The organism is Catenulispora pinistramenti (assembly GCF_018274385.1).
Lineage (GTDB): Bacteria > Actinomycetota > Actinomycetes > Streptomycetales > Catenulisporaceae > Catenulispora > Catenulispora pinistramenti.
Genome location: NZ_JAAFYZ010000289.1, coordinates 1 through 11,481 on the forward strand (window position 1 = coordinate 1; position 11,481 = coordinate 11,481).

Annotated in this window: 11 protein-coding genes; 5 read left to right on the plus strand and 6 right to left on the minus strand. The window is 71.4% G+C overall.

Translation table 11 applies throughout. The annotated features are described in order from the left end of the window. Together KGQ19_RS43915 and lpdA are read right to left on the minus strand one after the other, a co-directional pair. Positions 1–456, minus strand: a 456-nt coding sequence (locus KGQ19_RS43915) for a biotin/lipoyl-containing protein (protein ID WP_307856696.1), incomplete at its 3' end; no start/stop codon positions are given. A gap of 93 nt (positions 457–549) precedes the next feature. Beyond that, positions 550–1,932, minus strand: coding sequence for a dihydrolipoyl dehydrogenase (lpdA, locus tag KGQ19_RS43920; protein WP_212020767.1), 1,383 nt, complete (start codon positions 1,930–1,932; stop codon positions 550–552). A gap of 210 nt (positions 1,933–2,142) precedes the next feature. Here lpdA and KGQ19_RS43925 point away from each other — a divergent pair, with 210 nt between their 5' ends. Next, positions 2,143–2,517, plus strand: a complete 375-nt coding sequence (locus tag KGQ19_RS43925) for a hypothetical protein (RefSeq protein ID WP_212020769.1) — start codon at positions 2,143–2,145, stop codon at positions 2,515–2,517. Between the two features lie 24 nt (positions 2,518–2,541). Here KGQ19_RS43925 and KGQ19_RS43930 read toward each other — a convergent pair whose 3' ends face one another. After that, positions 2,542–2,895, minus strand: a complete 354-nt coding sequence (locus tag KGQ19_RS43930) for an SEL1-like repeat protein (RefSeq protein ID WP_212020771.1) — start codon at positions 2,893–2,895, stop codon at positions 2,542–2,544. Between the two features lie 10 nt (positions 2,896–2,905). Next, positions 2,906–4,189 (minus strand): MFS transporter, encoded by a 1,284-nt coding sequence (locus KGQ19_RS43935; protein WP_212020773.1) that lies wholly within the window; start codon positions 4,187–4,189, stop codon positions 2,906–2,908. A gap of 100 nt (positions 4,190–4,289) precedes the next feature. Between KGQ19_RS43935 and KGQ19_RS43940 the strand changes: the two genes are divergently transcribed. After that, positions 4,290–5,165, plus strand: a complete 876-nt coding sequence (locus KGQ19_RS43940; protein ID WP_212020775.1) for a LysR family transcriptional regulator — start codon at positions 4,290–4,292, stop codon at positions 5,163–5,165. A gap of 64 nt (positions 5,166–5,229) precedes the next feature. On the opposite strand, the gene KGQ19_RS43945 is transcribed toward KGQ19_RS43940, so the two are convergent. After that, positions 5,230–5,949, minus strand: a complete 720-nt coding sequence (locus tag KGQ19_RS43945; protein WP_212020777.1) for a VIT1/CCC1 transporter family protein — start codon at positions 5,947–5,949, stop codon at positions 5,230–5,232. A 98-nt stretch (positions 5,950–6,047) separates the two neighbouring features. Then, complete coding sequence (locus KGQ19_RS43950; RefSeq protein WP_212020779.1) at positions 6,048–7,568, minus strand: leucyl aminopeptidase; 1,521 nt, start codon at positions 7,566–7,568, stop codon at positions 6,048–6,050. Between the two features lie 230 nt (positions 7,569–7,798). Here KGQ19_RS43950 and gcvT point away from each other — a divergent pair, with 230 nt between their 5' ends. The 3 genes from gcvT (at position 7,799) to KGQ19_RS43965 (ending at position 10,822) form a co-directional block, all read left to right on the plus strand. Continuing rightward, positions 7,799–8,908 carry a glycine cleavage system aminomethyltransferase GcvT gene (gene gcvT, locus KGQ19_RS43955; protein WP_212020781.1) on the plus strand — a complete coding sequence of 370 codons (1,110 nt, stop codon included), beginning with the start codon at positions 7,799–7,801 and terminating at the stop codon, positions 8,906–8,908. 66 nt (positions 8,909–8,974) lie between these two features. Then, the gene (locus tag KGQ19_RS43960; protein WP_212020783.1) at positions 8,975–9,904 is read left to right on the plus strand and encodes an aldose 1-epimerase family protein; all 930 of its coding nucleotides are present in this window, start codon (positions 8,975–8,977) and stop codon (positions 9,902–9,904) included. 54 nt (positions 9,905–9,958) lie between these two features. Then, positions 9,959–10,822: an MBL fold metallo-hydrolase gene (locus KGQ19_RS43965; RefSeq protein WP_307856697.1), complete on the plus strand. Its 864-nt coding sequence runs from the start codon at positions 9,959–9,961 to the stop codon at positions 10,820–10,822. The last annotated feature ends 659 nt before the right edge of the window (positions 10,823–11,481 follow it).

Genomic DNA, 11,481 nt, shown 5'->3' on the forward strand with positions numbered 1-11,481 from the left:
GAACACCGGCGTGCCGGCGGCGGTGCCACCGGCAGGGGCGGCGGGCGCGGCGGCCGGAGCCGGAGCGGCGGCGGCCGGCGCCGGGGCAGCGGCGACCGGCGCGGGGGCCGGTGCCGGAGCCGGAGCCGGAGCCGGGGCGGGCGCCGGAGCCGGCGCGGCAGCGGGGGCCGGGGCGGCCGCGGGGGCGGCGGCGGCCGGAGCCGCCGGAGCCGCGTCCGCGGTGTCCCCGATGACCGCCAGCTCGGCGCCGACCTCGACCGTCTCGTCCTCGGCCACCTTGATCGAGACCAGGAACCCGGCCGACGGGGACGGGATCTCGGTGTCGACCTTGTCGGTGGAGACTTCGAGCAGCGGCTCGTCGACCTCGACCCGGTCGCCTTCCTTCTTCAGCCAACGGGTGATGGTGGCCTCCGTGACCGACTCACCCATCGCGGGCAGAACTACTGAGACCGACATGAGCGCTCTCTATCTCCTTCGCAGAACATTCCGTGCAGAATTCTCTTCGGCTTCCGCAGGTGTGTGTCCTGCGGTGTCCCTACAGCAGGCTTATCAGTCGTGGACGTGGAGCGGCTTGCCGGCCAGGGCCATCATGGCCTCGCCCATCGCCTCGGTCTGGGTCGGGTGCGCGTGCACCAACTGCGCCACCTCCTGCGGCAGCGCCTCCCAGTTGAAGATCAACTGGGCCTCGCCGACGAGTTCACCCATCCGGTCGCCGACCATGTGGATGCCCAGCACCGGCCCGTCGACCTGCTGGACCACCTTCACCTGGCCCGAGGTCTTCAGGATCTTGCTCTTGCCGTTGCCGGCGAGGTCGTAGTTGAAGGTCTTCACCGCGGTGTCGCCGTACTTGACCTTGGCCTGCGCCTCGGTCAGGCCCATCGAGGCGACCTCCGGGTGCGAGTAGGTCACCCGCGGCACGCCGTCGTAGTCGATCGGCGCCGGGTTGAGGCCGGCGATGTGCTCGGCGACCATGATGCCCTCGGCGAAGCCGACGTGCGCCAGCTGCAGGGTCGGGATCAGGTCGCCGACCGCGTAGACGCCGGGGACCGAGGTGCGGCAGTACTGGTCGACCTTGACGTAGCCGCGGTCCGTGACGACCCCGGCCTCCTCGTAGCCCAGCCCGGCCGAGACCGGGCCGCGGCCGACGGCCACCAGCATCAGGTCGGCCTCGACGGTCTTGCCGTTGGCGATCGAGGCGCGCACGCCGTTCTCGGTGTACTCCACCCCGGAGAAGAAGTTGCCCAGTTCGTACTTGATGCCGCGGCGGCGGAAGGCGCGCTCCAGCAGCTTGGAGGAGTTCTCGTCCTCCAGCGGGACCAGGTGGGGCAGGCCCTCGATGATCGTCACGTCGGTGCCGAAGGACTTCCAGACCGAGGCGAACTCGCAGCCGATGACGCCGCCGCCGAGGATGATCGCCGAGGCCGGGACGAAGTCCATCTTCAGGGCGTGGTCGCTGGAGATGATCCGGTTGCCGTCGATCTCCAGGCCCGGCAGCGACTTCGGCACCGAGCCGGTGGCCAGGACCACGTTCTTGCCGGTCACGTTCTGACCGTTCACCTGGACCGTGTCGGCCGAGACCAGCTTGCCCTCGCCGGCGATGAACTCGATCTTGCGGGCCTTCACAATGCCCTGCAGGCCCTTGTAAAGCTGACCGACCACGCCGTCCTTGTAGGAGTTGACGGCGGCCATGTCGATGCCGTGGAAGGTGGCCGCGACGCCGAACTGCGCCGCCTCGCGGGTGTTGTCCGCGATCTCGCCGGCGTGCAGCAGCGCCTTGGTGGGGATGCAGCCGCGGTGCAGGCAGGTCCCGCCCACCTCGGCCTTCTCGATCAGCGCCACGCTCATCCCGAGGTCCGCCGCTCGGAAGGCGCAGGCGTAGCCGCCCGAACCGCCGCCGAGGATGACCAAGTCGAACTGGTTGTCGCCTGCCACGTGCGTTCCTCTTCTCGCCTGCTTCTCGCTTTGCCGGTCCCGTTCCGCCCCACACTGACACACTGCTGTGGAAGGGTCAGTGAACGGACGGACGCGGAGTCGCGGGTAGCGCATCCGCGACCGGAACGCCAGTCTAGTCCGCGTGCGGACCCGACTTATGCCGAGCCCCACGGCCCGGCCCGAGGGAGCAACGATCTTCCGGGAGTGGTTATGCCCATGTTCCACCGACGCCGCCCCAGCATGCCCATTCCGGCCCCCGGACCGATAGCGCCACCGCCCAGCAGGAGATCCACTGAGGAACTGGCCGCCGCGGAAGCGCACCTGAGCGATTTCGCCCGCAGCCGGGTCGGCGTTGAAGCGTATATAGAGCCCCGCTCCGCTGTGACCGACACCACAGTGGTCTTCATCGCCGCGTCCGGGGAGTGGACACGCCGTCGGGTGCGCAGTCCGCAACAGGCGCATGCGCTGGCGCGGGCTTTAGGGATTCCCGCTTACGAGGCCGACGTGGTCGGCTACCCACAGCGCATGCGGGACTGGACGCGCAAGCGTGCCGAGGAGGACAAGCGGCGGTTGGACGGAGTCTGACGCCCGCCCGGGAACGCAGCCCGCTCAGGAGCTGTAGTCGTCGTCGGCGACGACCTTGCAGAACCAGGCGTCGGCGCCCTCGAAGTCGCCCCGCCGCTCGCAGAACTGTCCCATGGTGGCGATCGCGTCCTGATAGCCGCCGAGGGCCGCGCGCTGCACGAACTCCTCGCCGTCCGCGTGCCGGCCGCGGTGCCACAACAGCAGGCCGAGCTTGTGGACCGCTTCCAGGTTGCCCAGGTCGGCGGCCGAGCGCAGCCAGTGTTCTGCCTCCACCGGATCGCTGTGCTTCACCGCGTGCGCCAGATGCAGCATCGCGTCGGAGTCGCCGGCCTCCGCCGCGGCGTGCCAGCCCTCGATCCGCTTTCTCTCGTGCCACATGGAGAACTATTCAGCCCGGCATCGAACGCCTGCCGCAACTCCGGTGCGGGCTATCCCTGCCCTGCCGGGCGGCGATCGCGGCGCGGACGAAGACGGCGAAGGCTGCGACGCCGGCTATCGCCGTACCGACGACCACCAACGTCGTGCGTGCCCCCAGAGCGCCGAGCACCGTCGCGCCGACGGCCAGCCCCGCGGTGGACGCGGCGTTGACGACCGTCTGCTGTCCGGCCAGTGCGGTCCGGCGCATCTCGCCGGTGTGGGCCCGGGTGAGCAGAGCGGTGACGGCGGCGTTGCCGACCGGAACTGACAGCCCCGCGACTGCTCCGGCGATGGTGACGCCGACCGGAGTGGGCACCGCGCCGATGAGGACGAAGGCCGTGCCGCCGCCGAGCCAGCCGAACGCGGCGACCCGCGCGGGCCGCCGGGCTTGTCCGGCCCGGGCCGCCACCGGCGTGGCCAACAGGCCGGCGGCGCCGTAAACGGTGAGGGCGACCGCCGCCAATCCGGTGCCGAGCATCGGTATCCCGAGGGAGAACGCGAACCAGCCGAAGCAGCCGGCGCCGCGGACCAGCCAGCCGAGGGCGATATCGGGATGCCCGGCCATGGTGTCCCGGATTCGCGGCGCGCTTGTGTCGCCTGGAGCTTGCGGCGGCTGCGGTGGCTGCGGCCCGGACTTGTTGCTTGTGCCGCGCGAAGCCCGCGGCGGCTGCGGAGGCTGCGGCCCAACCTCCTCGCCCGAGGCGCCGGAAGCCGCCCCCGTCATCAACAGCCCGGCCAAAAAGTAGCTCGCGCTGTCCGCCGCCAGAGCCACCGTCGGCCCGTACGCGCCGATCAGCAGTGCGGCCGTCACCGGCCCCAGCATCATCGCCGTGCGTTGCCCGCCGTCCTGCCAGGCCAGCATCCGGGCCGCGCCGTTCGGGCCCGTCCGATCCGCGAGATCGGCGATGAGCGCCGAATGCGTCGGCGCGGCCAGCGTCCCCAGAACACCGGTGGCGCACCCCACCACCGCGAGCAAGGCGGGCGGCATCGTGTGGGTCGCCGCCGTCAACGGGAGCATCGCGGAAACCGCCCCGCAGGCCAGGTAGACGGCAGCGAGCCGCCGAGCCTGGCCGGCGGCCACCCAGCGGCGTGGCCGGTGGGCCCACCAAGGGCTGGTGAGCGACGGAACACCGGTCGCGGCCCCGACCACACCCGCGATCGCCACGGTGCCGCTCACCCGGATCGCGACGATCGGCAGCGCTATCTGCGCGACCCGCCAGCCGAATTGGTCGACGAACGAAGCGGCCTGCAACATCGCCGCTCTACTCCGGAGTCCTCGCACACGGACAACCCTTTCGGGTGCGTGCCGGACCGGGTATCCGGCGAACCCTGCTGGCAGCACATAGGCTGCGCCTATGCCACCGCTGCCAGCCGTCGACGACCTCCGGCTGGCCGTGGCCGTCGCCGACACCGGCTCGGTGGGCCAGGCCGCCGTGGTCCTGCGGATCGCACAGCCGTCCGCGAGCCAGCGGCTGGCCCTGCTGGAGCGACGCCTCGGCCTCACGCTCTTCGACCGCGGCCCGACCGGCACCCGGCCGTCCGCCGCCGGCGCCGCGTTCGTCGCCGATGCCCGGCGCATCCTGGACCTGCTCGACCACGCGGTCGGCAACGCCCGCGCGGCGGGCGCCCGAGCGGACCTCGCGGCCGGGACGATCGCGAGCTTGGCACCGGCGGTGTTCGGCGCGCTGGACGCGTTCGCCGGACCAGCCCTGGCGGTGCGTCAACGCACCGACCACGGCCCACGCCTGATCGAGGGCCTGGCCGATGGTGTGCTGGACCTGGCGGTGCTGGCGCTGCCCCCGGGCACGACGGCGCCGCCGGGACTGTCGCGGACCGTGTTCGGCGCCGACACCCTGGCCCTCCTGCTGCCCGACGGAGTGCCCGAGCCGGGCCCGGGCCGCCGGGGCTACTCGGGCCGGGTCGTGACGCTGTCGACCTACACCAGCGAAGCGGAACGGATCGGCGATCGGCTCGCCGCGCGCGGCGCCACCGTGGTCCCGGCAGCTTCCGCCGCCACCGCACTGGCCATCGCCCGCCGACGTGGCGTGCCGGCTGTGGTGCCGCGCAGCGCGGTCCTGGACGGCGTCCGCCCGGGGGAGCGGATCGTCCCGCCCGGCGTCACGATCCGGATTCCGTTGTCGCTGATCGTGCCCAAGCGCCCGGATCCCCGGCTGGCCGGGCTGGCCGATGTGCTCCGGGCCGAACTGGGCCTCGCGCGAGCGAAGCGCTAGTCCGCTCGGGGCCGGGCCGGGCCGGGCCGGGCCGAGCCGGGCCGGGCCGCGCGCTCGCGAAGCCCTAGTCCACCTTCCCGATCAACGTGCCCACGAGATACGTGATGCCCATAGCCAGCGCACCGCCGATCATGTTGCGCAGGATCGCCCGCCCCGGCGCCGCACGGCCCAGCCGGGCGCTGAGCCAGCCGGTCAGGATCAGCGCGATCAGCACGCTGACCACCGTGACCGGCACCCGCCAGCGCTCCGGCGGCAGCACGATCGCCAGCAACGGCAGCAGCGCGCCGACGCTGAAGGCGACGAAGCTGGCGATCGCCGCGCTCCACGGGCTGGCCAGCGCTTCCGGGTCGATGCCGAGTTCGGTGGTGGCGTGCGCGGTGAGGGCGTCGTGCGCGGTCAGTTCCTCGGCGACGCGGCGGGCCGTGGTCGGGGTCAGGCCCTTGTCGCGGTAGAGGCCCACCAACTCCTGGAACTCCGCCTCCGGCGTCTCGGCCAGTTCCTTGCGTTCCAGGGCCAGCGCCGCCATCTCGGAGTCGCGCTGGGTGGACACCGACACGTACTCGCCGGAGGCCATCGACAGCGAACCGGCGAGCAGTCCGGCGATGCCGGAAGCCAGCAGCGTGGACTGGGTGTCGGTGGCCCCGGCCACGCCGACCACCAGGCCCGCGGTGGAGACGATGCCGTCGTTGGCGCCGAGCACGCCGGCCCGCAGCCAGTTCAGCCGCGCGCCGAGCCCTTCGTGCGGGTCGTGCGCGGGGTGCGCGGGCTGCTCCTCGGCGCTCATGCCGACAGACCTACCCGCGAACGCCGAAGCGGTCACCTCCCGGGCGGGGAGATGACCGCTTCGGGTCAGTTCGGGGTCAGCGCGGTTTCAGCGCCGGCTCACTTGCCCGAACCCAGGTCCTCGGCCAGCCGCACCAGCGTCCGCACCGCGGCGCCGGTCCCGCCCTTCGGGGTGTCGCCGAACGGGGCCTTCTCGTTGAACGACGGCCCGGCGATGTCCAGGTGCGCCCACTTGATGCCCTCGCCCACGAACTCGCGCAGGAACAGCCCGGCGACCAGCATGCCGCCCATCCGCTGCCCCATGTTCGAGATGTCGGCGCTCTGGGTGTCGATGGTCTCGCGCAGGTACTCCGGCAGCGGCATCGGCCACATCTCCTCGCCGGCGGCCTTGGCGGTCTCGACGATCCGGGTGCGCAGCTCGTCGTCGTTGCCCATCACCGCGGCCAGCCGGTCCAGCGCCAGGACCTGCGCGCCGGTCAGGGTGGCGACGTCCAGCAGCAGGTCCGGCTGGTCCTCGCTGGCCCGGGCCAGCGCGTCGGCCATCACCACCCGGCCCTCGGCGTCGGTGTTCATGATCTCCACGGTCTTGCCGCCGTACATGGTGACCACGTCGGAGACCTTCACCGCGCCGCCGCCGGGCATGTTCTCGGCCAGCGACAGGTACGTGGTGATGTTCACCGGCACCTCCTGCTTGGCGGCGGCCAGGGTGGCGGCGAACACCGCGGCGGCGCCGCTCATGTCCGACTTCATGGTGTCCATGGCGTTGGCCGGCTTCAGCGAGATGCCGCCGGTGTCGAAGGTGATGCCCTTGCCGACCAGGGCCAGGTGCTTCTTCGCCTTCGGGTGCCGGTAGGCCACGCGGACCAGGCGCGGCGGCTTGGCCGAGCCCTTGCCGATGCCCATGATGCCGCCGTAGCCGCCCTTGGTCAGCGCCTTCTCGTCCAGCACCTCGATCGTGAGCGCCGGCACCCCGGCCGCCTTGACCTCGGCCTGCGCCCGCTCGGCGAAGGTCTGCGGGTACAGGTGCGAGGGCGGGGTGTTGATCAGGTCGCGGGCCAGGTTCACCGCGGTGGCCACGGTGTCCGCGTGCTCCACGGCCTTCTTCACCGCGGCCTGCTTGGCGCCGGGGGTGGCCAGCACGACCTCGCCGACGGCGCCCTTGGCGTCCTTCTTCGGGGCCTTCAGGCCCTGGTAGGCGTAGGCGCCGAGGAGCACGCCCTCGGCCACCGAGCCGGCCTGCGCGGCGTCCTCGGCCGGCAGCGCGAAGACCGCCTTGGCCTTGCCGGCCAGCGAGCGGGCCGCGGCGGCCGCCGACTTGCGCAGCGTGTCGGTGTTCAGCTGCTCGCCCTTGCCGGGCTTCTTGCCCAGGCCCACCGCGACGATCAGCGGCGCCTTGACGTCGCCCTGCGCCGGGACCCGGGTCAGCTCGCCGTCCTTGCCGGCGGCGCCGATCAGGTCCAGCGCCTTGGCCAGGGATCCGCCGTAGGCCGCGTCCACGGCCTCGGCGCCGGGGGCCAGGGCGACGCCCTTGACCCCCTTGGCGGTCTCGGTGGCGTACACGCCGACTACGACGGCGTCCGCCTTGCCGGTCGCGGTAGCGGACAGGGAGATCGAGGTCATCGTTGATCCAGTTCTCGCTAGGACATCTTCAGATGCCGGCGGGGAAGGGGGTCGCCCTTCACTGCGGTCGAGGCGGCCGTCACCCGGGACATCGTTACTTTAGGCGACCGTACTCGGTACGGTCGCACCGGGCGAGGCGCGCGGATGACCTTCCCCGTTCCCCCGGTGTCAATCCGGCCGGTTCCGGCCAGCGGCCGGCCGTGGTGTTTCCTCCGGTATCGTCTCGCCCTGTGACCAGCGATCTCCTGACCTCGCCCCTGCACGCCCGGCACGTGGCCCTGGGTGCGAAGATGTCCGACTTCGGCGGCTGGGACATGCCGATCGAATACAGCAAGACCGGCGGAGTGCTCAAGGAGCACGCCGCGGTCCGCGAGCAGGTCGGCGTCTTCGACGTCAGCCACCTCGGCAAGGCCTCGGTCACCGGGCCGGGCGCCGCGGCGTTCGTGAACTCGGTGCTGGCCAACGACCTGCAGCGGATCGAGCCCGGCCAGGCCCAGTACACACTGTGCTGCGACGACGCCACCGGCGGCGTGGTCGACGACCTCATCGCCTATCTCAACGGCCCCGAAGACGTCTTCCTGATCCCCAACGCCGCCAACACCGCCGAGGTCGTCCGCCGCCTGCAGGCCGCGGCGCCCGAGGGCGTCACCGTGCGCGACCGGCACCGCGAGTTCGGCGTGCTGGCCGTGCAGGGCCCGAAGTCGGCCGAGGTGCTGGCCGCGCTCGGCCTGCCCACCGACCACGACTACATGTCCTTCGCAGTGACCTCCTTCCAGGACTCCCCGCTCACCGTCTGCCGCACCGGCTACACCGGTGAGCACGGCTACGAACTGGTCCCGCGCTGGGACAAGACCGAGGCGCTGTGGGACGCGCTGCTGGCGGCCGGCGAGCAGTTCGGCATCCGGCCCTGCGGTCTCGGCGCCCGCGACACCCTGCGCACCGAGATGGGCTACCCGCTGCACGGTCAGGACTTGTCGCTGGACATCACCCCGAACATGGCGCGCGCCGGCTGGGCCGTGGGCTGGAAGAAGCCGGCGTTCTGGGGCCGCGAGCCGCTGCTGGCCGAGCGTGAGGCCGGCGCCAGGCGGCTGCTGCGCGGGATCAAGGCCGTGGACCGGGCCATCCCGCGCGCGCACATGGTGGTCAACGACGAGGCCGGCAAGCAGATCGGCGAGGTCACCTCCGGCACCTTCTCGCCGAGCCTGCGCGAGGGCATCGGCCTGGCGCTGCTGGACCGCGACCACACCGAGGGCGACACGGTGTATCTGGACGTGCGCGGCAAGGCCGCGGCGTTCACCGTGGTGAAGCCGCCGTTCGTGGACGTGCGCACCCGCGGCTGATTCCCGCTCGCTTCGATCCGGGCCCCGGCCTGCCCGCCGGGGACCGGATCGTGGGACCATGGCGGCATGATCAGTGCAGGCGGGCGCCCGACCGGAGAGCAGTTCACGATCAAGGCGGGCGAGTACACCGCCACCGTGACCGAGGTCGGCGCCGGTCTCAGGGCCCTGCGACTGGACAACCGGGAACTGGTCATGGAGTTCCCCGAGGACGCCGGCCCGGTCGGCGGCAGCGGCCAGCTCCTGCTGCCCTGGCCGAACCGCATCCGGGACGGCAAGTACAAGTTCGCCGGCGTGGAGCGCGAGCTGGAGATCACCGAGGCCGCCCGGCACAACGCGATCCACGGTCTGACCCGGCACGCCACCTGGAAGCCGGATACCCAGACCGACTCCTCGGTCCGCCTCACCCTGCGCCTGGAGCCGCAACCCGGCTACCCGTTCCTGCTGGACCTGGCCGCCGAGTACTCCCTGGACGAGGACGAAGGCCTGACGATCACGGTGAGCGCGCACAACGCCGGCGACTGGGACGCCCCCTACGGCATCGGATCGCACGCCTACCTGAAGGTGGACGGCGGCCTGGACGGCCCGCAGGGCCTGGCCCGCGTCCCGGCCGGCCGCTGGCTGATGGTCGACGAGCGCATGATCCCGCAGTGCGAGGTCCCCGTCGGCGGCACCCCGTACGACTTCCGCGACCGCCGCCCACTGCGCGGCGTGACCCTGGACACCGCCTTCACCGACGTCGTCCGCGACGCCGACGGCCGGGCCCGCGTCACCCTCGGACAGGGGACCGAGGGCGTGACGATGTGGTTCGGCGACGGCCTGGAGTGGGTGCAGCTGTTCTCCGGCGACCCGCTGAACGAGCCGTACCGGCGCTCGGCGCTCGCGGTCGAGCCGATGAGCTGCCCGCCGAACGCCTTCGCGACCGGGAAGGGCGTCATCTCGCTGGCCCCCGGCGCGTCGGTGACGCACACGTGGGGGATCGTGGTCGGGGTTGCTTAAGAGACGGGCTTAGAGAGCATGCGGAGTCCGCTCGATCTTCGTTGGAACCACGGCGTGCGCCGCGGGAGCTCGGCTTCGGAGCCCCCGATCCAGGTGCACGCATACGACGACCGCACGGTGATTCTGCGGCAGAGCAAGAGCACGAACTTCGAGGCACCCTTCATCTACCTCCTGTTCGGCGCGGATCGGGCGATCCTGCTGGACACCGGGGCCACCGCCGATCCAGCGGTGTTCCCACTGCGGCAGACGGTCGACGGCCTGATCGCGGACTGGCTGAAGCATCACCCCCGGGACGGCTACGAACTCGTGGTCGCGCACACGCACGGACACGGCGACCACGTCGCGGCGGACGGGCAGTTCGCGGACCGGCCGAACACGACGGTCGTGGCGAGGGACCCGGAGGCGGTCCGGGCCTTCTTCGGGTTCGACGACGCGCGCTGGCCGGACCAGGAAGTCCCGTTCGATCTCGGCGGCCGGGCGCTGACGGCCATCGGCGCACCCGGGCATCACGCGGCGGGCGTGGTGTTCCACGACCCCACGACCGGGTTCCTGCTGACCGGCGACACGGTCTATCCGGGCCGGATCTACGTCGCGGACTTCACCGAACTGGTGGCCACCTTGAACCGACTGGTGGCGTTCACCACCGCGCACGAGGTGACGTGGGTCATGGGCTGCCACATCGAGATGACCGACCGGCCGTATCGCGACTACCCGATCGGCTCGACGTACCAGCCGCACGAGCGGCCGCTGCCGATGACGGTCGCGCAGCTGACCGCGCTGCGGGACGCGGCGGTACGGCTCGAGGGCCGCCGGGGCGCGCACCGGTTCGCGGACTTCATCGTGTTCTACGAGCCTGCCGGGCTGGCGAAGATGCTGTTTCTGGCGCGGGGGTACCGGGCTCGGGTGTTCGGGCGCTAGTGCTGTGTCGGGTGACGCTTGGCTGGTGATGATTTGGGGTGCTCGGGTTCGGATCTTTTTGGGGGGTTGGGGTTTGATGGCCGAGTTGCTGCCAGTTTGTGGGTTTTAGAAGCTTTTTACGGCCTTCGGTCATAGTTGTGCCGGTTCGGGGTTCGGGGTGGTGGGTGTGTTTGTCGGCTGCCGGTTCCCGCGTTCACAACCCCGCCCCACCTCAGGCCTCTTCAACTCCAGCAAGTCAGAGCAAGGGCAAAGGGCCAGATCAAGAACAAGATCAATAGCCACCAGCAAGATCAAGAGCCACCAGCAAGATCAAAGTCAAGGGCTGTGGTGAAGGGCCGGGCCTCCGGCGGGCCTCGGCAACCTCAGGGAAACTAGCGCGGTTCCCTAGGGTGGCCGGGTCAGTCTCAGCGGCTGCGGCCTGTGAGGTGGTGCGGTCCGTTCCCCTCGGTCGCGTCGTCAGCCCGGGGGGTACAGCACCGGTGTCCGGGGGTAAAGTCCGCGCGCTGCGGTCATGCGTGTGAGTTGCGGTTTTGTTCAGCGCGAACTTGACCCCCGGCCACCGGCACTGTAGGCGAAGCCCTGCCGACGCGACCGAGGGGAACGAACCGAAAACCAGCCGGAGAAATACAAAACAGGGGGTGCGGGTACCGGCGGCTCGG

Excerpts from the sequence above, each read along its gene's own strand:
- KGQ19_RS43935 (WP_212020773.1), bottom strand. The coding sequence starts at position 4,189 with ATGTTGCAGGCCGCTTCGTTCGTCGACCAATTCGGCTGGCGGGTCGCG.
- KGQ19_RS43950 (WP_212020779.1), bottom strand. The coding sequence starts at position 7,568 with ATGACCTCGATCTCCCTGTCCGCTACCGCGACCGGCAAGGCGGACGCC.
- KGQ19_RS43945 (WP_212020777.1), bottom strand. The coding sequence starts at position 5,949 with ATGAGCGCCGAGGAGCAGCCCGCGCACCCCGCGCACGACCCGCACGAA.
- KGQ19_RS43925 (WP_212020769.1), top strand. The coding sequence starts at position 2,143 with ATGCCCATGTTCCACCGACGCCGCCCCAGCATGCCCATTCCGGCCCCC.
- KGQ19_RS43960 (WP_212020783.1), top strand. The coding sequence starts at position 8,975 with ATGATCAGTGCAGGCGGGCGCCCGACCGGAGAGCAGTTCACGATCAAG.
- KGQ19_RS43930 (WP_212020771.1), bottom strand. The coding sequence starts at position 2,895 with ATGTGGCACGAGAGAAAGCGGATCGAGGGCTGGCACGCCGCGGCGGAG.
- KGQ19_RS43940 (WP_212020775.1), top strand. The coding sequence starts at position 4,290 with ATGCCACCGCTGCCAGCCGTCGACGACCTCCGGCTGGCCGTGGCCGTC.